Source organism: Proteiniclasticum sp. (assembly GCF_032054185.1).
GTDB lineage: Bacteria > Bacillota > Clostridia > Clostridiales > Clostridiaceae > Proteiniclasticum.
In genome coordinates this window covers 61543-80974 of sequence record NZ_DAMBTF010000009.1, presented here as the reverse complement: position 1 = coordinate 80974, position 19432 = coordinate 61543, and the positions used below count along the sequence as shown (strand labels likewise).

Here is a 19432-nt window from a genome sequence, read left to right as displayed (position 1 = left end):
AAGGGTGTGAACAGTAACGGATCAAGGAAGTGGAGAATTAACTGTCCTTAATTGAGGACACCTGATCTGGTATGGTGTAGATATAGAAAAGCCTCGAATTGCTCGATGCTGAACAACCATAATCAGGAGGGAAGATCATGAAAAAAACTGGGGTCGTCTTGATGCTTATTCTTATGCTTGGCGTGACGGGATGTGGTTCAAGTGTGGAGTCTGTAAAGAAAACCGATACAGATGCGCCTCTTCAGGCAGATGCTCAAAATACAGAAGAGGATGCTCCTGCAGCAGATAAAGTCTACACAATAGGAGACAGAATCCTCTTTGATGATGAGTATGCGCTTACCATCATCAGTGTAAAGGAAACAGATGAAAGAAACGAGTTTTCGGAGAAGGAAGTGGAACAGGTGCTGATTATTGAGTATCTGTATGAGAATCTGAACAGCGACGATGAAATCTATATTTCTGAAATGGAGTTCAAGCTCGTAGATGAAGGCGGTAATATGATGGATACCTACCCTGTAGAAGCTACACACACTTCGGTATATACACCTAAAGGCGCGAAGACCTTAGCTTCATTTGCGGTAGGGACAACATCTGAAAGCGGTAAAATTGATATGCATTACTATGACAACATTTTTTCATCCCAATCTGACTGCACCTTTTCTCTTCCTGTAGGTGAATCCGTCGAGGTCAGCATGGAAGGAATCCTGCCGAAGTATGACAACACATTCACTATGGGCGAAATTATTGAAGTGAGCACTGAGCAGGGTGCATATACTGTAACAATCGATTCAGTGAAAAAAACTGAGGAAAGAAATGAGTTTGAGCGCAGAAAACCTGAAGCGGTATATGAGATTGAATATACCTATTCCAATATCAGCCTGGATGAACCCCTGCTGATCACTGAGTATTCTTTTACACTGATAGATGAACATGGAAACACAGGATACAGCTACCCTCTGTTCTCGGATGTCTATCCCAGCGAAACGGTTAAAGGTGCAAGAAGTAAGGGAATCATGTATCTTGCGGCACACAAAGACAGCAGCAGTATCATCCTTACCTTTAAGGACAATATGTTCACCACAAACTCCGACTGCTACATCAGCCTAGATGGCATCAAATAGAAACAGGAGGTCAGTATGAAAAAGAAAATAGTTATTCTGTTATTGTCTCTACTTCTTATAGCCATGATGGGGTGCTCAGACCAGGAGATGAAAAATGATCCCGCTGGGGTACCTGAGGACGTAACAGGCACTGAAACCGAAGTTGAAGGGGAAGTGGAAAAGAAAGAGAACGAGGAATCAGAAGGATTCAATGTGGAGAAAAACCTAATGAGCGTGGAGCTGACACTACCGTCTGAGTTTGCAGGTGATCTTGGAGGCTTTAGCAGGGATACCTATCTCAAAGAAAATCCTGGGATCAGCGATGCTAAGGTGTTAGACGATGGTTCTTTATGGCTGAAGATGTCCCGGACAAAACATAAAGAGCTTATAAAACAGATGGAAGAAAATATGATCACTTCTTTCAATGAGCTGATCGAAGGAGAGGAAACTCCTTATATCCTGGACATCAAATCTTCCAAAGATTACCGGAAAGTGGAAGTGTTTGTTGATCGCGCAGGATATGAGAATTCATTTGATCTGTCGGGGATGACCATATTCTTTTCAGTAGGCTTCTATCACACGATTCAGGGCGAGGATTTTAAACTCAACCTTCAGTATATCGATGCGGAAACAGAAGAGATCATCGAGGAATCGGTATTTCCAGAAGAATAGAATAAGTAGTAGAAAGAGCATCCTATCAGATTCATCTGACAAGCGGGATGCTCTTTCTATGATATCACGCAATTAGAGTTTTATTATATCATAAACATACAATAATAGAGGTAAAATAAGGTTATCAAATCAATATAATTGATATTAATTAAAAGGTTATGATATAATAAAAATATAAATTAATCACGCAGATTCGGGGGACTAGAATGAAAAAGTTATCGATTATAATCACCTTATTGGCCATGGTAATATCCGCTGGCTGCAATAAGACAGAGAACACTCTGGAATCAGATGTGGAGACGAATTCAGATAAGCCGACAATTATCCGGAAAGAAAAAGAAGTGGTGGAGGAGAAAGCTGTTTATGGTGTAGGAGATCGAGTACAGGTAAGGGGAGATTATGCGGTTACCCTTATAGGTGTGACTGAGATCACTGATGCAGAAATCTCAAACGGTACTCAGACACTGCTCATTGAATTTCTATATGAGAATATATCCATAGATGAGAATCATCCTGTGCATAAACTTGAAACCTCACAGTCAAACGGTTTCGAATTAGGCCTGAATGATGGAGTGCCCAGTATTGGAGATAGTATGGATTTATCATACAGCCAAGTGGTCCAGCATACTCCTGTTGGAACTAAGTCACTGCAGAAGTTCGTCTATCATAATGAATCAGGAAAAAAGCGCTTCGATTTTAGATTTCCAGACTATCAGGGTGAGTCAACAGAGTTTCAGGCTGATATAGGTGAAAGAATCATCGCGGATATGAAAGGTAAAATGCCTGAGTATAAAAAATCATATAAGATCGGAGAACCTATGATTCTCGTGGATGCAAAGATAGATTACACCATTACCGTGGATTCTGTAAGAAAGATGGATACTTATCCTGAAGATCTGAGAATCGGAGATCTTTTTCTCTACGAAGTTCTGATGAGCTACTCTGTTCCAGATAAGGATAAATTCAGCTTTAACAGATTCGATCTGATTCCAATAGATGAAATGGGGAATACGGGTTATACAGTTTACTGGAAGAAAGAAGGCTATCCTGTTGAGCTTGAAGATGGTTTTCAGATCCCGATGTATGTGGCCACACATATCGACAGTAATAAACTGATTCTATACTACACCCAGGATTACCAGGTGGAAAAGGGTGGTTACTTCATCGAGATTGATGATATTAAATAAGAATACAAATGAAGAGACAGTGGATATCCTCTTACCATAGAGAGCGCATATCAGCTGTCTGCTTTTATTCAGTAAACATTTTAAATGGATAGAATCTCTCTTAATACTTTTCTAGAATGAATGAGCTCAAGGAGCTCTTCTTCAGTCCTTATAGTATCTGTTCTTCTTTTGAAATACTTATTGATTTTGATGGCATATTTTTTCATGTCTGCATCAATGGATGACATGAAAACCATGACGCTCTCGCCTCTATACAATGTATTGAGATACGATGTGACCATATATTTGATGTCAGAAAGTATGGAGTCTTCAATCCAGTAATCGATATGAGGCAGGTCAATCTTCTTTTCCATGAGTTTTGTATAACACTCAAGGCCGTCTTCATTGGACTCCCAGAAATCAGCATAGACATAATCAAATTCATCCAGAAAGTCCTTGTTCCACTTGTCATAGGCGCTGGCATGAATGATCTGGACCTTTTTATCTGTCTTGAACTGGGGAAGAATGTATTTCTCGAAGAGATCGATGACATCTTTATTCACTTCAACTGCAGTGACGCTTTCCACCTCATCTTTCAAAAGCCAGAGATAGATGATGAGTCCAAGACCCAGCCCGAAGGTCACGCATTTCCCATGACCTTTGTCTATGCCGATGCGCATGCTTTCTATCTCACTGACCGCAGGAGACATCCAGACGTTCTTTCCTTCCATGAGTACTGGAAGTTCCAGGTCTTCATTGAAATATCCGATAGGATGGTAATGGAAAAGGTACATACCAAGTGGAACATGAAAATCCATATTCATCAGGGTTCTTTTTGGAATGACGGTTCTCTGATACCTCACGGTATCCGTTTCCACTTTCTCCAGTCTGATGTCTTTGAAGTAGGGATTTTCCAGGAGACTTCGGATATCCCTGTCCAGATGATCTTCTGGAATATCGTATTTTTTCAGTAAAGATAAAAGTTCTTTTTCCTTTGCAGGTGTCATATAGTCTTCCAGATAATTGAGCACATCAGACAGATAGCTGCGCATATCTCTCATGGACTTCATTAGATTCTTCATGGTTTCCGTAAGCATCGGATTTTTTTCAAACTGTATCATAGGGTACCTCATACTTTCCCATCAGATGGTGATATGGATAATCATAGCATATTTCAATATTGATCGGTAAGCAGAAGCTTTTGAGGCAGGTCTTTAGAAAATTCCCTGAACCATATTCATGACAAAAATTAACAACTGGTTTCAGGATATATGATACAATCCAGATATCAGTATAAATAAAGTGAACTGCGGGGGAGGTCATCATGGCTTTCTCCGTTTTAAATTGTTAAAAATTCATGAAGCTTTAAAAACATGCAATAAAATCGTAAGGCTGAACGTTATATCAATAGGAGGACTGAAGAGATGATGCTTTTTACTTTCGTCATGAGTGATGAACCCATTAAAGATAGAGATCATTCCCCCGAGATAGACGAGCGTATTTTCGAAAGAATCGGCAGGGGTGACTCCAGTGCACTGGACGAGCTGTATCATAAGTCTGAAAGAACCCTTTATGCGTATGCAGTTTCTCTGACGAGGGATCATGAACAGGCTAAGGATCTGATGCAGGAAACCTACCTTAAGATACTTTCATCTGCACATCTCTATAAACCCATGGGTAAGCCGCTCGCCTGGATGTTTACCATTGCCAGGAACCTCTACTATACGGAAATGAAAAGAAGCAGCCGTTTCTCGATAGAGGATCCTTCGAATATCATGAATGACAGGAGGTTCTCCTACGTGACAGATGCCGATGACCGACTGGTGCTGGAAGGGGTGCTTGAAAAACTGACTGAAGAAGAAAGAGAAATCATTATGCTTTACGCGGTATCCGGTATGAAGCACCGGGAGATCGCCGAAAGTCTCGATATGAAGCTTTCAACTTTACTGTCGAAGTATCACAGAGGGCTGAAGAAGTTAAGAAGTCATCTGGAAGAAGGGGGAGAAAGTTCATGAATGACAGAAAAATCGAAGAGAGCATCAAAAGGGTTGTAGACCAGGCACCTCTTGATCTTCTGGACAGAATCAAAGCACAGCCTGTCTCAAAAATGCTCAGACATGATGAGATCACCGCTCAGAAGAAAAAAGGTTCGAGGGTTAAGAAAATCATTCCACTGGCTGCCGCCGCTGCAGTTTTTATGATATTCGGGACCTGGAAGTATCAGTTCAGATCCCCTGACAGTGAAATCTATATGGATATCAATCCAAGTATAGCGCTTGTGACGAACCGAAGAAATGAGGTCATTGATATTCAGGCGGGAAATGATGACGGAAAGAATCTGATCGAAAGCCTAAGCTATAAAGGTGAAGATTATATGGCGGTTACTGAGGAAATTCTGGATCTTATGATCCTGAACGGTTATCTGGATGAGACTGAGGGCATGATGCTGCTTTCTGTTCATAATCAGAACGGGAATAAAGAGAGCAGTCAGCTGACAGAGCTTGATGTTTTCATACATGATTACCTTACACAAAGAGGCATTGATCCGGTGATTCTGGGACAGAAAATTGACAAGACCAGTACCATCACTGAATATGCCAAGGAATATGGAGTATCTGAAAGCAAAATGACCTTTATCAGAAATCTCATGATTCTTCACCCGGATCTGACCATAGAAGAGCTGGTGCCCATGTCCCTTCAGGATCTGGTGTATTTAAGCAGACAGCTGGGCCTGGATCTTGGAAACATCATTGAAAGTCGGGACTTGGAAAAAATTCATGATGACCCTGAAATAGAGAATCCGGATCATGATGACGATGATGATGTAGACGATGAGGATAACGGACATGATGACGATGAGGATGAAGAAGAAGACGAGCATGATGATGAAGAAGATGAGCATGATGAGGATGAAAAAGAAGACGATGAAGAAGATGATTAAAAAACTTCACATCAGGTGCAATAAAAGAAGCGGTTTGTCAGTTAACCTGATATAGAACAAAGGAGGATATGAAAGATGAACATTAAGATGCTGAAGAAAGTGTGGTTTATACCCGGTGCTCTTATGGCTGGTGTGATCATTGTGATGGTGTATCTTACACAGCCATCATTCAGAATGACCATGGATGTTAATCCTAGTATTGAAATTGTCACCAACAGACTGGAACGGGTGGTCGAAGTGAATCCGCTCAATGAGGATGCAGAAAAAATGCTCAGCGGCTATGTGGTTAATGACCGCTCATTGGAAAATACCATCAACGGCCTTGTTGATCGTATGATTCTGGAAGGTTACATCCACGGAGGAGAGGACAATCTTGTAATGATCAGTGTTCAGGATGAAGTCTTAGATTCAGAACTTGTTGCCAGAATCAATGAGTCGATTAAGGCTTATCTTGAAAATAAAAAGATCGAAGCAACCCTTCTTTTAAGTGATATGGATGAAACTTCTGATGACACGACAGGCAGAGAGAGGATAATCGGCAAAATGCGTGAGCTTGGTGTCCATTTGAGTGATGAAGAGCTGTCTCAGATGACCCTAAAAGAACTCTTCGCATACAGCAGAGAAGAAAATATTTCAGAAGAGTCTTTATTCAGAGTAGTCAGCGGGTATGTGACGAAAGAGAGCACAGTCAGGGAAGGAATGCTGACGACAGAACAGATAAGGTCCATTGCCCTCGAGAAAGTGCCAGGCGAAATCATCAGGATGGAAATGGATGATCATGATGAATATGAGGTCAAAATTCTTCTGGATGGTGTCAGATATGAGCTGAAGATCGATGCTTTTACAGGGGAAGTGAAAGAGCTTGAAGAGGAGGACGACGATCATAAAGAAAGAATCAGAAGAAACTCAGATATTTCTCTTGTAGAAGCCAGAGAAATCGCCCTTGAAAAAGTAAGTGGAACCATAATCAAAGAAGAAAGAGATGATGACAGCTACGAGTTCGATATCCTCTTGGATGGAAAGAAATACGAGATTGAAATCAATGCGGTCACAGGAGCTTTAAAAGAATTCAAAGAGGATGACCACAGAAATACAGGGAAGAATAGGAAAGAGGACAAAGTCAAAAAGAATGAAGGAAGAAAAGGGGCGAGCATTACGCTGGAAGAAGCGAGGAGGATTGCTCTGGATAACGTGAATGGAACGATCATAGAGGAAGAAATCGACGATGACTCTTATGATTTCAAAATCAGACTGGATGGAAAAGAGTACGAAATGAAGATCAGCGCTTTCAGCGGAAAGATAGAAGAATTCGAAACTGAACATGAAGACTAAACCCGGAACTTAAAGGGGAGCAGGAGACAGGTAGAATGAAAAACATTCAGCCTGTCTCCTGCTACGTCCACAAGTCTAGAACTCAGGATTTCTAATTGACATCTTCCAGCGATCTGATCCTGGAATTCAGTTTTTCAAGGTTCGGGTTTTCTACCGGATTGTCAGCTATGGCATACTTTTCTTTAAGCTGAAGGATTCTCATTACGCTTTCATCAATTCTCTCTTCGGTAAGACTTCCGCTTTCCACAGCTTTCTTTAAGCCGGATAAGGCACTCATTATAAGAGTATGATCGTGTGCCACCATGATGATGTCGCTTCCTGCCTGAACAGTCCTGACAGCGGCATCCCCAAGATTGTAGTGATCTGAAATGGCATTCATGGAAAGATCATCAGTTATGATGACACCTTTAAAACCCATGCGTTCTCTGAGAAGATCGTTTATGACGATTCTGGAGAGCGATGAGGGGAAATCCGGATCCAGTTCAGGAAGAAGAAGATGAGCAATCATCACCATGTCTGCGCCTTGCGAAATCGCATGCTCAAAGGGAATGAATTCCAGTTTCTCCAGCTCCTCTCTGGTTTTTGATACTGTAGGCAGCGCCAGATGGGAATCCACTGAGGTATCTCCATGACCGGGGAAGTGCTTGACTGCCGGGATGATTTTTCCATCCTGGAGTCCCTTCATAACCTTTATGCCATGCCTTGTCACAAGATCCGGAGTGTTTCCGAAAGAGCGGTCACCGATGACGGGGTTATCGGGATTGCTGCTCACATCCATAACCGGTGCAAAGTCCAGATTGAAGCCATAGGCACGCACAAGTTCTGCAAGTGTACGACCCAGTTCATAGGAATACGCTTCACTGTTTTTCTCACCGGTCGCTGCAGCGGAGGGGAGAGGGAGAATGTCACCGGGCAGTTTTGAAATTCTGCCGCCCTCCTGATCGATTCCGAAGAAAAGCGGAACAGGATTACTCTTGTTGGCATCTTTCAGAGAATTGACATATCTGACCGTCTGATGAGGATCTGAAAGATTCTTGCTGTTGAAGATGATTCCGCCGACATGATCATCGGTGATCAGTTTCAGCGATGCCGCATCAGGCTTCGTTCCAAAAATTCCGGCAAAGATCATCTGACCGATTTTTTCCTCAAGAGTCATTCTGGATAAAGTCTCCTCGATCTGGGATAACGGCGGATTATCCTGAGATGCGGGTGGCTCGTCAGCTGTTGCAGCTGTACTGACTACTGAGATATGATCCGTAGGAGGATTTTCAGAATTCAGACTGTTATCAAGAATCCACTTCAGCTCATAGGAGCTGCTTACTTTGTAGATTATAATCGTATGATCATATCCGCTTTCTTTATAGAAGGTCGTTTCATCCGGCTGACCCAGCTCATCAAGGATTTCGTTCTTCTTGATCGCCTGATACGTGGCTTTATCACTTCTCAGATCATATACTGCAGCTCCCTCATATCCCACGGTCAGGCTTTCCCCTGGATACGTCTCATAACGGCCCGTTTGGGTGTCATCAGATGTGGAAGGCTTCCCATATTCTTTCAGGACTTCTTCCTTTTCGGATTCTCCTGAAATAAGTGAGATGTCCGGAAGCATTCCTTTAAGAGACTGTGTATAGATTTCAGTGATTATTTCGGTATTCCTGCCTTTCGCCGGAGCTTCTGAATCTGATGGAACTTCAGTTTCTTCAGGGGGCAGCTGCGGCTCACCAGCTTCCTTCAGCGAAAAGATATAAGTGAAAGTGATCACAGACAGGACGAGCAGCAGTAAAACAGCAATTTTTTTAGGCATGATATCCCTCCTGACATCTTAATGTCTAACACGAAACGATTCTTAGTACCAGACAGTAAAAAGTGGAGTAATCTGAACGTTTCCTGATCTATGTACAATGCGGTTTCCCATCTAATCCCATTGTCCCGGGAACCTCTGCTTTTTCAGAGGAGGGAAATTCCTTGAATATTTCTCGACTTCATCTTCCGGCAGATCATCAAAGACTTCCGAGCCGTAATATTTACCGGTAATACCCTTCATGCTGCCCTCACGGAGCTCGATCCCCATAAATGCATCAAAGTTCTTTCCCTCGGAAGTGGTGATGCCGAAATGGTCGCAGGTGACAAATCCCAGTCTCGGATAATAGTCCGGTTCTCCAAAGATCACGATGCCTTTATAGCCGATTTCTTCTGCAGCCTTCATGGTTTCCTTGACAAGCAGTTCTCCGACGCCGAAACCCTGCCACTGTGGATCCACACAAAGGGGGCCGAAGGTCAGGACTTCATGAGTTTCCGTCTCACTGGCGACTCTCGCTTTGGAGTACATGATATAACCGATGATTTTACCGTCTTTCACGGCTACTCTGGAAAGCTCTGGCAGATGGTCTTCATGCTTTCTCATTCTGTGTACAAGATAATGTTCATCACAGCCAAGGTGATGTTTGTTCCAGAAAGCGTTTCTGGTCATGAGTTCAACCGCATAATGATCTTCTTCGGTTTCTTTTCTGATTTCGAGATCCAGAAGGCTGAGCTTCGTCTTCACTTGTGGGAACCATCCCATCTCTAGCCTGACTTCATTTCTGTCGAGATCGCTGTTTGTATAGCAGCAGCTGTCAAATCCGATGAGCGTAAAGCCTTCATTTCTGTAGAAATCCAGAGCGTCTGCATTGCAGGACTGGGTTTCAAGAATCACAGCACGTCTTCTTTCACGTCTTGACTGCTCTTTTGCGATTTCTACGAGTGCATGTCCGATGCCTTTTCTCCTGAAAGGCTCAGAAACCCACAGCTCCGTTATTCTCAGTCTGTTCGACCATAGCTCAGGATCGGTTTCCATTGCAGCGATCAGCTGATTCTCATGAACGATTCCCCAGGCATGGGCATTCTCATAATGATCCTGGTACAGTTTATCGGGGTAGTCGTATTCTTCAGGTGAGTGCGTCACCGGTTCAGGGAAATTTCTGCGAATCATCTCCACAGAAAATCCGGCTGAATTTTCCTTTACGCTCACGTCATAATACTGAGTGGTCGTATATCCGATGGGCAGTGGTGTCCCTTTCCATTTGTCTTTAGGCAGATGAATAATTTCATATTCCACAGTCTTTCCCCCTATATCATCTATGGCTGATGAAACACGTACCGGTTTTCAGCCGGTTTCTGAAAATCTTTTAGCTCACTTCATATTTTATATCCTGAGGTATCCATCTTCATTTCATTTTTGTTACAATATAACTAAAAGCTTGGTACAAGGAGAATGACAATGAAATCTGCAGAAGAATGGGTAAAAGAACTGAAACTGGAACCTCATCCTGAAGGGGGATATTACAGACAGACGGATCGTTCCCCTTTTGAATACAACATCGATCGGAAAGGTCTACCACTATATACGAACATCAACTTCCTTCTGATGAAAGACAATCCGTCTCATTTCCATAAGCTTACATCGGATGAACTGTGGTTCTTTCACGATGGCAGTCCGCTGACGGTGCATTCGATCTACCCGGACGGCAGATATGAGGCGGTTATCTTAGGGCTTGGAGAAGGGCAGAAGCTGAACCATACCGTACCTTCAGGGACCGTATTCGGATCCACAGTGGAAGAGGGATATGCCCTTGTCAGCTGTATGGTGGTTCCCGGATTCGACTTTGCCGATTTCAGGCTGTTTTCACAGAAGGAACTCATGGAGCTTTATCCTCAGCATGAATCCATCATCAGAAGACTAGCCTTCGAATCTCTATAGTTCAGGACAAAAAGCAGAAAGAGTCACAGGACGTCAGGATAAACCTGCGCTGGGCTCTTTCTGCTTTCTTTTATTAACGGTTGATGCGCTCGCGATTTCTGAGACTGACATTGCTGAGGAATCTGTAGATGGGCGTAATATCTGTCTTCTTCCGAAACTCGAACTTCTGTCTGTCCAGTTCTTCTCGGTTGGATTTCTGATAGGCATCTGAAAGATAGGTGATGGTGATTTCACTGTCATTAAAACCAGCCATGATGGCAGTCCTTCTTTCCTGAAATTATTTAATATCCTCATCATATCACATGAGATTAACGGTGGTATAAAAGAATGAACATACTGATAATTGGCGGAAAATTGAAAATTTCACAGGTTATTAAATTTAAGTGTTAATTATTAGAATATTTTGACTGAATTATAACGACGAAGCTTTAAATTGATAAACTAATACCTATGTTATTATATAATTGACAATTTATTAATAAAGGAATAACATAAGTGTTAATATAATCTATAATTATTTAATTTTTAATCAATAAAGCATCTGGAAGGAGGAGTTAGATTTGCTTCGTTATGTTATCAAACGTGTCGGTCTTGCAGGATTGACTGTTCTGATCATCACTGCCATCACTTTTTTTACAATGAACGCGATCCCCGGAGGGCCTTTCGATTCAGAGAAAGCACCTAGTGAAGCGGTGAAAGCAGTGCTTCAGGCGCGTTATAATCTGGATAAGCCGATTCCCGAACAGTATGTACTGTATCTGCGTGATATCTTTGATGGAGACTTCGGTGTTTCACTGAAGACCGGAAGAGACATCGCACTCACCATATCCGAGTCATTCTCAATCTCAGCAAGACTCGGTGGAATGGCTGTTATCGTAGCCCTTACAGTCGGACTTGTTCTTGGAAGCCTGGCGGCCCTGACACGAAACAAACTCCCCGACCGGATCATCATCTTCTTTTCAACTCTTTCTACAGCGGTACCAAGTTTTGTGCTGGCGACTCTTCTGCTTCTGATTTTTTCCATTCAGCTTGGATGGATTCAGGTATGGAGCGCTGAGAAGACAAACTATATCCTGCCTGTAATTGCGCTATCCCTGTATCCGATGGCCTACATCACAAGGCTCACAAAGAGCAGCATGCTGGATGCACTGGGACAGGATTATGTAAGAACTGCAAAGGCGAAGGGCGTATCCGGCTGGAAGATCATATTCAAGCACGCATTAAGAAATGCACTTATCCCCATCGTCACTTATGTCGGACCTATGACGGCGTATATCCTCACAGGAAGCCTTGTTGTGGAAACCGTATTTACCATAGGCGGACTCGGTTCCAAATTTGTAAGCGGCATTACAAACAGAGATTATCCGATGATCATGGCCACAACGATATTCCTCGCAACGCTCATGGTCATTGCCAATCTGATCAGTGACCTGATCTATAAGATGGTCGATCCAAGAATCAGTTTTGATTAGGAGGGAACAGGACATGCAAAACATCGAAAAGCCTAAAGTAGTCAGACCATTCAGTATGCAGCTTGATCCCGCCGTATTTGAACTGGCGACGGAAGAAGAGAAGAGACAGCAGGATGTCATGGGAGAATCAACCACCTTTCTGAAGGATGGCGTGAAGAAACTTCTTAAAAATCCTCTGGCAGTATTCAGTCTGGTTGTCCTTGCAGTCATACTGGTCACAATTCTTGCAGCTCCATTAATCGTGCCTTACAAGTATTCCGAAATCATACAGGTCAACGGAGTAAGAGACAGAGGGGCCAAGAATCTGGCGCCATTTGAGTATTCGGAACTTGAACAGGAATACATCGAAAATGGAGGAGAAGTCTTTCCGCATATCTTCGGAACGGACGCGCTCTCAAGAGACTATTTTATAAGAGTGGTATATGGTACTAGAGTATCCCTAAGTGTCGGACTTTTTGCCAGCCTTATCGTACTGGTCATCGGACTTCTGTATGGAAGTGTTTCAGGATATGTGGGCGGTCGGACAGACCTTGTCATGATGAGAATTGTCGACATCATCTACTCGCTTCCGGACATGCTGATCATCATACTGCTTTCTGTGGTACTGGATCAGGTGTTCACGAATATGGGTGGAGGACTTGTCGATAAACTAGGCAGTAACATGATCAGTATATTCACCGTTTTCGGTCTGCTTTACTGGGTAGGAATGGCAAGACTTGTCAGAGGGCAGATTCTGTCCATCAAGAGAAACGACTATGTACTTGCGGCTAAAGCCGTAGGGGCAAAGGCGCCAAGAATCATACTGAAACATATCCTGCCGAACAGCATCAGCGTCATCATCATTTCAACAGCGCTTCAGATTCCATCGGCTATTTTTACCGAAAGCTTCCTGAGCTTCGTGGGGCTTGGCGTTCAGGCTCCGATGCCTTCACTTGGAAGTCTAGCGAATGCCGCGAGAGAAGGTCTTCAGAGTTATCCCTCCAAGCTGCTTTTTCCGGCACTGATCATCTGCCTGATCGTACTCTCCCTCAATCTTCTGGGTGACGGCATGAGAGATGCCTTCGATCCAAAATTAAGGAAGTGATCTTATGAGTGAATATTTAATGGAAGTCAGGAATCTCCATACATCATTCTTTACAGATGCCGGTGAGGTTCAGGCAGTAAACGGCGTATCCTTCACCCTCAAAAAAGGGAAAATACTGGGTATAGTAGGAGAGTCCGGATCAGGAAAAAGTGTAACAGCCTATTCCATCATGAGTATCCTTGATGATGCAGGAAAAGTGACCGAAGGAGAGATTCTCTATAACGGAGAAGATGTGCTGAAGTACAGTAAAAAGAAGATCCATAATTTCAGAGGAAAAAATGTCAGTATCATATTTCAGGATCCTATGACAAGTCTCAATCCAGTATTCACCATAGGCAATCAGCTGGAGGAGGCCATTCTTCTTCATACTGGACGAAGCAGAAAAGAGGCAAGAGAACATGCTATAAAAATGCTGGAGCTTGTGGGGGTCAATGAACCTGGGAAAAGAGTGAAACAGTATCCTTATGAGCTTTCAGGAGGCATGAGACAGAGAGTCATGATTGCCATGGCACTGGCATGTGAGCCTGATATTCTGATTGCCGATGAACCAACCACTGCGCTTGATGTGACCATTCAGGCTCAGATTCTAGAACTGATGCAGGAACTGCAGGAGAGGATGGGGATGTCCATTATCCTCGTCACTCATGATTTGGGCGTCATCGCGGAGATGTGTGATGAGATTATCGTGATGTACGGCGGACGAGTATGTGAACGTGGAACTGCGGAGGATATCTTTTATCATCCCTCCCATGAATATACCAAAGGACTTCTGAATTCCATCCCGAACATCACTAGAATCAAAGAAAGACTGAAGCCCATTGCGGGTACTCCGATCAACCTTCTCAGTATGCCTCTTGGATGTGCATTTGCAACCCGCTGCGACAATGCCATGAAAATCTGTCTCACAGTGGTCCCTGATGAGCTGACGCTCAGTGATACTCATAAAGCGGCATGCTGGCTGAATGTCAGAAAACTGACAGAAGAAACAATTAAGGAGGTGGACCATGGCTGAAGAATATCTGATTGAAGTTGATCATCTGAAACAGTACTTCCCTATAAAAATGGGGTGGTTTAAAACCAGAAATCTAAAAGCGGTGGACGATGTGTCCTTCAAGATCAGACATGGGGAAACCCTGGGACTTGTCGGGGAATCAGGCTGCGGAAAGACTACAGTAGGAAGATCTCTCCTCCGTCTCTATGAACCGACTGCAGGAGAAGTGCTCTTTGAAGGTGAACTGGTGTCAGGGGAGAATATCCAGGCCATGCGCCGTAATATGCAGATGGTCTTTCAGGATCCCTACTCCTCGCTGAATCCGAGAATGACCGTAGAGGATATCATCGGCGAACCGTTTGACGTACATAAACTGTATAAGACAAGAAAGGAACGCAGAGAAAAGATACTGTCTATTATGGAACTGGTCGGACTCAATGCAGAGCATGCTGCAAGATATGCCCATGAATTTTCAGGAGGTCAGAGACAGAGAATCGGTATCGCAAGAGCTCTTGCAGTGAATCCGAAATTTATCGTCTGCGATGAACCGGTTTCTGCACTGGATGTCTCCATCCAGGCGCAGGTGCTGAATATGTTTGAAGACCTTCAGAATAAACTGGGTGTTGCTTATCTCTTCATTGCCCATGATCTTCTAGTCGTCCACCATCTTGCGGATCGAATCGCTGTGATGTATCTGGGAAAGATCGTGGAGGTTGCTGCGGCTGATGATCTTAATGATCGTCCAATCCACCCCTATACACTTTCGCTTTTATCTGCAGTACCCATACCGGATCCTATTATCAGCAGACAGAGAAAAAGGATCATTCTTGAGGGAGATGTGCCAAGTCCTCTCAATATGCCTAGCGGATGTTCTTTCAGAACCCGATGCAGATATGCCACCGCACAGTGTGCGGAGGAAGTTCCGCCGCTCATCGACCGTGGTGGTGAACATTTCGTAGCCTGCTGGAACAAATAAAAAATCACTTCTGATTCTCACATTTCCGGACAGCAACGGATTTTTCATCGACCGGAAGTGTTGAATAAATGATGTCAAGCTCACGATAAAGGAGGAAATTGTATGAAAAAGCTAACTGCACTGTTACTTGCTTTAATGATGTCCCTGTCGGTGCTCGCAGCCTGCGGCAACGATGATGACAATCCAGATGCAACACCGGAATCTCCAGCAGAAACACCAGCTGAAGAACCGACCGGGGAAGCCAATCCATTACCAGAGTGGGATGAATACGATGCGCTCATCAAGGAAATCAAATCCAGTACAGACTTCGCAGCCCGTGAAGCGCTGATGCATGAAGCAGAAGATATGCTCATGGAGACTTTCGGACTCGTTCCCCTCTATTACTACAATGATATCTATCTTCAGAAACCGGATGTTAAAGGTATTTACTCCAATCCATACGGTACCAAGTACTTTATGTATGGAACTTCACCAGATAACGTTCTTAAACTGCAGCTGGCCAGCGAACCGGACAAACTAGATCCAGCGCTGAACAGTACAGTCGACGGTGCAACACTTGCTGCCAATACATTTGTCGGACTGTTCACCTATAATGAGAAGGGTGAACTGGTTCCTGCACTAGCAGCAGACTACACCGAGTCAGAAGATGGCCTGACCTACGAGTTCACCCTGAAAGATGGACTTAAATGGAGCGACGGATCAGAACTTACCGCTAAGGATTTTGAATATGCATGGAAACGTGCAGCAAATCCTGATACAGGAGCTGACTACAGCTACATGTTCAATACCATTGCAGGTTTTGATGACAACGATCTTCAGGTCACAGCTTCAGAAGACGGCAAGAAACTAACAGTAGTTCTTGCAGCTCCGACAGCTTATTTCCTTGACCTGGTTGCATTCCCAACCTATCTTCCACTTAAGAAAGAAGCCGTAGAAGCTCCTGCCGACTATGCAACCAATCCTGGAGCATGGGCACTGGAAGCTGGATTTGTATCAAACGGCGCATACACACTTCAGTCATGGAGCCATAACGAGAACATGGTCTATGTCAAGAATCCTAATTACTATGAAGCAGACAAGGTCACCATAGAAAAACTGGAACTTATGCTCAGTGATGACGATGCAGCAATATTTGCCGCATACAATTCCGGAGATCTTCAGTTTATCGATGTCATACCAACAGATGAAATCGCGTCTCTTCTTGATAATCCAGAATTCAATATTGTAGACCAGCTTGGTACATACTATGTAACATTCAACGTCAAGAGTCCGCTGTTTGAAGGTAAAACTGCAGAGCAGGCTAATGCAATGAGAAAAGCCATCGCGCTTCTCATCGACAGAGGATACATTGCAGAGAATATCGGTCAGACAGGACAGCAGCCAGCCAACGCATTTATTCCAGCAGGCATGATGGATGGTAACGGTGGCATATTCAAAGAAAACAATGACGGCTATACCTATCCTGTAGAAGACAGTGCAGGTTACTTCGATCCTGAATACTCAGATGCAAGTGTGGATGAAGCAGTTGCACTTCTTGAAGAAGCCGGATTCGAAATGACTGCAGACGGTATGCTTGATGCATCCAATCCGATCAGCTTTGAATATCTGACCAATGATGCAACAGCTCACGTAGCTGTCGCAGAAGCCATTCAGCAGGATCTGGCAGTTGTAGGAATCGACATGAAGATCAAGACTCTGGAGTGGAGTGTATTCCTGAATGAAAGAAAAGCAGGAAACTTCGATGTAGCCAGAAACGGTTGGATTGCAGACTTCAATGATCCGATCAACATGCTTGAAATGTGGACATCAGACTCAGGAAACAATGATGCCCAGTTCGGAAAATAGCCTTCCTTAATAACCTTTAAGGCCAGCTGCTCTGCAGCTGGCCTTTATTTTGGGTTCCTTTTCAGATGGGAGAAGGAATCAGCTGAAAAAGAGCAGCTGAATATCTCAGATTTCTCAAGATCATACCATAAGAAAAGGTCCTGCATCTGAACTGCAGGACCCAGAATCGGTTATGACATGATCGATGGCGAAACTGAAGTTATCCTGATACAGGCTCAAATCCTATGGACACATCAGCTGATTCTGAATCTTCGACGTGCACCTGCCGCTTTCGCACCGATTACACGGTCAGCAACTCTTGTTTTGAGAACCAGATAGCCGTAGATGGCTATGCCCATAAAAGCGAGGATGCCAAGGCTTAATTATTGAGCGAGAACAGGTTGCCTGATTGCTCAGCAGTTTCATTTTACCGTATCTTCAGGAAGGAAACCATAACAAAAACAAGGTTATGAAAAGTTATACATTTTTTCAATACGTTTCAGGTATTGTGTATCCTTTTCGGGATAATCTGTATCCTCAGAAAAACGTCTTCTCACGCCTACGTGGTATATTATTTTTAAGATGAAAAATATTTCCTTCCCTTACAAGGATTCTGAAGAAAGTGGACAGTTTAAGGGACAGTGAGAAAAGGAAGAAACGAAATGGCGGTAAATGAGCCTATACCTATAGTCAAAAACAGATCAAAAACTGAGATGATTCTAAGCGGTCCGATGTACAAAGTCATCCTTGCCATATCTTTGCCTCTGATCATCAACAATCTCATCATGACGCTCTATAATATGGCTGATGCTTTTTTCGTGGGTCAGCTGGGTACCACGGAGTTTGCTGCTGTATCTTTTGTCAATCCGGTCATGTTTCTCTTTCAGTCCATCGGAATGGGCATCCAGATTGCAGGAACATCGATTCTTGCACAGCTGATCGGTAAGGATAAAATCCATGATGCCAAAGAGTATGCTTATCATGTCATCCTGTTTACCGTTGGAGCGGGTCTCTTTCTGGGATTTGCAGGATTTTATATTTCGCCCTTTATCATCCAGTTCATGGGCGGAACCGGACGGTTCGGAGATCTCTCTCTGGAATACCTGCGTTTTATATTTCTTGGCGTTCCGCCTCAGATTGTATTTATGGGTTTTGTGGCCATAATGAATGCTCAGGGAAACACCAGATCGTCAACCTTAGTCAATTCCTTTTCCGCAATCGTCAATATCATACTGGATCCGTTCTTCATTTTTGAAAGGATCCCGTTTATAGGTCTTAAGGGCCTTGGACTTGGTGTGGGCGGAGCTGCGATAGCTACATCGATTTCCCATCTTGTCCTTATGATCCTCGGTTATTATGTCATGAGAAAAACAAGCAGGACGGTTCCTGTAAAGTTCAGGAACATCCCTTTTGACAAAGCAAAGCTTGCGAAGATCATACGTGTCGGTCTTCCTAGCTCTGCTGGACATTCCGGTTCAGCTTTCGGATTCATCCTGCTCAATACCTTCATTGCCGGCTATGGAACTTCCCTTCTCGCAGCATTTTCACTGATCAACCGCATCAACAATATGATTATGATGCCTGCCATGGGAATCGGATCTGGACTGACCTCCATAGTGGGACAGAACATGGGCGCAAGTCAGCCCTCAAGGGTGAGGGACAGCTTCTGGAAGGCGGTGAAGCTTTCGACGCTCATCAGTGTCATCGGAGCAGTCGTGATTTACCTCTTCCGTTATAGGCTCATCTACTTCTTCACACCTACAGCGGATGATCTGATGGTGAGTCAGAGCCTTGAATATCTTATCTATATCCTGCCGACCATACCGCTCATGGGACTCTTCTCCATTTTCCAGGGACTCTTTCAGGGTTCAGGTCATACAAGGTATTCCATGTTTATGGCCATCGGGCGTCTGTGGCTCATAAGAATACCTCTGATCCTCATCTTCTCGAACTTTACGGGCCTGGGACAGAGAGGAATATGGATTGCAATGAACGTATCAAATATTCTTGTCGTACTCTACGGTTTCTGGATCTACAGATCCGATACGTGGGCAGAAGAAGTCATTTAAGTCTTAACGAAGTTAACGAAAAGCAGTCAGGTTCCATAATGCGGAGCCTGACTGCTTGTTCATTTG

Annotated in this window: 17 protein-coding genes; 13 read left to right on the top strand and 4 right to left on the bottom strand. The window is 43.7% G+C overall.

Features of this window, described 5'->3' with window-relative positions; all coding sequences use genetic code 11:
- The first annotated feature begins 137 nt into the window (after nt 1-137).
- From RTX25_RS07015 to RTX25_RS07005, 3 genes are all read left to right on the top strand, one after another.
- Nucleotides 138-1121 (top strand): hypothetical protein, encoded by a 984-nt coding sequence (locus RTX25_RS07015; protein ID WP_312652149.1) that lies wholly within the window; start codon nt 138-140, stop codon nt 1119-1121.
- Nucleotides 1122-1136: 15 nt separating this feature from the next.
- Nucleotides 1137-1772 (top strand): hypothetical protein, encoded by a 636-nt coding sequence (locus RTX25_RS07010; RefSeq protein ID WP_312652148.1) that lies wholly within the window; start codon nt 1137-1139, stop codon nt 1770-1772.
- 206 nt (nt 1773-1978) lie between these two features.
- Nucleotides 1979-2959: a hypothetical protein gene (locus RTX25_RS07005; protein WP_312652146.1), complete on the top strand. Its 981-nt coding sequence runs from the start codon at nt 1979-1981 to the stop codon at nt 2957-2959.
- A gap of 80 nt (nt 2960-3039) precedes the next feature.
- Here RTX25_RS07005 and RTX25_RS07000 read toward each other — a convergent pair whose 3' ends face one another.
- On the bottom strand, nt 3040-4059 hold the full coding sequence (locus RTX25_RS07000; RefSeq protein ID WP_312652144.1) for a hypothetical protein: 1020 nt from the start codon (nt 4057-4059) through the stop codon (nt 3040-3042).
- Nucleotides 4060-4362: 303 nt separating this feature from the next.
- On the opposite strand from RTX25_RS07000, the gene RTX25_RS06995 reads away from it, so the two are divergent.
- From RTX25_RS06995 to RTX25_RS06985, 3 genes are all read left to right on the top strand, one after another.
- On the top strand, nt 4363-4953 hold the full coding sequence (locus RTX25_RS06995) for an RNA polymerase sigma factor (protein ID WP_312652142.1): 591 nt from the start codon (nt 4363-4365) through the stop codon (nt 4951-4953).
- Nucleotides 4950-5879: a hypothetical protein gene (locus RTX25_RS06990; RefSeq protein WP_312652140.1), complete on the top strand. Its 930-nt coding sequence runs from the start codon at nt 4950-4952 to the stop codon at nt 5877-5879. Before RTX25_RS06995 ends, RTX25_RS06990 begins: the two co-directional genes overlap by 4 nt.
- Before the next feature lie 75 nt (nt 5880-5954).
- A complete protein-coding gene (locus RTX25_RS06985) occupies nt 5955-7211 on the top strand; it encodes a PepSY domain-containing protein (protein WP_312652137.1) in 1257 nt (418 codons plus the stop codon).
- A gap of 91 nt (nt 7212-7302) precedes the next feature.
- On the opposite strand, the gene RTX25_RS06980 is transcribed toward RTX25_RS06985, so the two are convergent.
- Together RTX25_RS06980 and RTX25_RS06975 are read right to left on the bottom strand one after the other, a co-directional pair.
- The gene (locus RTX25_RS06980) at nt 7303-9015 is read right to left on the bottom strand and encodes a glycoside hydrolase family 3 N-terminal domain-containing protein (RefSeq protein WP_312652135.1); all 1713 of its coding nucleotides are present in this window, start codon (nt 9013-9015) and stop codon (nt 7303-7305) included.
- A 111-nt stretch (nt 9016-9126) separates the two neighbouring features.
- The gene (locus RTX25_RS06975) at nt 9127-10308 is read right to left on the bottom strand and encodes a GNAT family N-acetyltransferase (protein WP_312652133.1); all 1182 of its coding nucleotides are present in this window, start codon (nt 10306-10308) and stop codon (nt 9127-9129) included.
- A 162-nt stretch (nt 10309-10470) separates the two neighbouring features.
- Here RTX25_RS06975 and RTX25_RS06970 point away from each other — a divergent pair, with 162 nt between their 5' ends.
- Nucleotides 10471-10950: a cupin domain-containing protein gene (locus tag RTX25_RS06970; RefSeq protein WP_312652131.1), complete on the top strand. Its 480-nt coding sequence runs from the start codon at nt 10471-10473 to the stop codon at nt 10948-10950.
- A gap of 73 nt (nt 10951-11023) precedes the next feature.
- Here RTX25_RS06970 and RTX25_RS06965 read toward each other — a convergent pair whose 3' ends face one another.
- The gene (locus tag RTX25_RS06965) at nt 11024-11203 is read right to left on the bottom strand and encodes a hypothetical protein (RefSeq protein WP_312652129.1); all 180 of its coding nucleotides are present in this window, start codon (nt 11201-11203) and stop codon (nt 11024-11026) included.
- A gap of 307 nt (nt 11204-11510) precedes the next feature.
- Here RTX25_RS06965 and RTX25_RS06960 point away from each other — a divergent pair, with 307 nt between their 5' ends.
- The 6 genes from RTX25_RS06960 to RTX25_RS06935 all read left to right on the top strand — a co-directional run bounded on the left by RTX25_RS06960 (nt 11511) and on the right by RTX25_RS06935 (nt 19366).
- Nucleotides 11511-12422 (top strand): ABC transporter permease, encoded by a 912-nt coding sequence (locus RTX25_RS06960; RefSeq protein ID WP_312652127.1) that lies wholly within the window; start codon nt 11511-11513, stop codon nt 12420-12422.
- 13 nt (nt 12423-12435) lie between these two features.
- The gene (locus RTX25_RS06955) at nt 12436-13506 is read left to right on the top strand and encodes an ABC transporter permease (protein ID WP_312652125.1); all 1071 of its coding nucleotides are present in this window, start codon (nt 12436-12438) and stop codon (nt 13504-13506) included.
- A gap of 4 nt (nt 13507-13510) precedes the next feature.
- Nucleotides 13511-14518, top strand: a complete 1008-nt coding sequence (locus tag RTX25_RS06950) for an ABC transporter ATP-binding protein (protein WP_312652123.1) — start codon at nt 13511-13513, stop codon at nt 14516-14518.
- A complete protein-coding gene (locus tag RTX25_RS06945; RefSeq protein ID WP_312652121.1) occupies nt 14511-15473 on the top strand; it encodes an oligopeptide/dipeptide ABC transporter ATP-binding protein in 963 nt (320 codons plus the stop codon). The genes RTX25_RS06950 and RTX25_RS06945 overlap by 8 nt, the downstream gene beginning before the upstream one ends.
- A gap of 102 nt (nt 15474-15575) precedes the next feature.
- Nucleotides 15576-17318, top strand: a complete 1743-nt coding sequence (locus RTX25_RS06940) for an ABC transporter substrate-binding protein (RefSeq protein WP_312652119.1) — start codon at nt 15576-15578, stop codon at nt 17316-17318.
- A 641-nt stretch (nt 17319-17959) separates the two neighbouring features.
- Nucleotides 17960-19366, top strand: a complete 1407-nt coding sequence (locus RTX25_RS06935; protein WP_312652117.1) for an MATE family efflux transporter — start codon at nt 17960-17962, stop codon at nt 19364-19366.
- Nucleotides 19367-19432: the final 66 nt, after the last annotated feature.

What these genes read in the sequence shown, in the direction of transcription:
- RTX25_RS07000 (WP_312652144.1), bottom strand. Translation starts at nt 4,059, where the DNA reads ATGATACAGTTTGAAAAAAATCCGATGCTTACGGAAACCATGAAGAAT.
- RTX25_RS06995 (WP_312652142.1), top strand. Translation starts at nt 4,363, where the DNA reads ATGATGCTTTTTACTTTCGTCATGAGTGATGAACCCATTAAAGATAGA.
- RTX25_RS07010 (WP_312652148.1), top strand. Translation starts at nt 1,137, where the DNA reads ATGAAAAAGAAAATAGTTATTCTGTTATTGTCTCTACTTCTTATAGCC.
- RTX25_RS06970 (WP_312652131.1), top strand. Translation starts at nt 10,471, where the DNA reads ATGAAATCTGCAGAAGAATGGGTAAAAGAACTGAAACTGGAACCTCAT.
- RTX25_RS06950 (WP_312652123.1), top strand. Translation starts at nt 13,511, where the DNA reads ATGAGTGAATATTTAATGGAAGTCAGGAATCTCCATACATCATTCTTT.
- RTX25_RS06940 (WP_312652119.1), top strand. Translation starts at nt 15,576, where the DNA reads ATGAAAAAGCTAACTGCACTGTTACTTGCTTTAATGATGTCCCTGTCG.
- RTX25_RS06945 (WP_312652121.1), top strand. Translation starts at nt 14,511, where the DNA reads ATGGCTGAAGAATATCTGATTGAAGTTGATCATCTGAAACAGTACTTC.
- RTX25_RS06980 (WP_312652135.1), bottom strand. Translation starts at nt 9,015, where the DNA reads ATGCCTAAAAAAATTGCTGTTTTACTGCTGCTCGTCCTGTCTGTGATC.
- RTX25_RS07015 (WP_312652149.1), top strand. Translation starts at nt 138, where the DNA reads ATGAAAAAAACTGGGGTCGTCTTGATGCTTATTCTTATGCTTGGCGTG.
- RTX25_RS06955 (WP_312652125.1), top strand. Translation starts at nt 12,436, where the DNA reads ATGCAAAACATCGAAAAGCCTAAAGTAGTCAGACCATTCAGTATGCAG.
- RTX25_RS06965 (WP_312652129.1), bottom strand. Translation starts at nt 11,203, where the DNA reads ATGGCTGGTTTTAATGACAGTGAAATCACCATCACCTATCTTTCAGAT.
- RTX25_RS07005 (WP_312652146.1), top strand. Translation starts at nt 1,979, where the DNA reads ATGAAAAAGTTATCGATTATAATCACCTTATTGGCCATGGTAATATCC.
- RTX25_RS06990 (WP_312652140.1), top strand. Translation starts at nt 4,950, where the DNA reads ATGAATGACAGAAAAATCGAAGAGAGCATCAAAAGGGTTGTAGACCAG.
- RTX25_RS06985 (WP_312652137.1), top strand. Translation starts at nt 5,955, where the DNA reads ATGAACATTAAGATGCTGAAGAAAGTGTGGTTTATACCCGGTGCTCTT.
- RTX25_RS06935 (WP_312652117.1), top strand. Translation starts at nt 17,960, where the DNA reads ATGGCGGTAAATGAGCCTATACCTATAGTCAAAAACAGATCAAAAACT.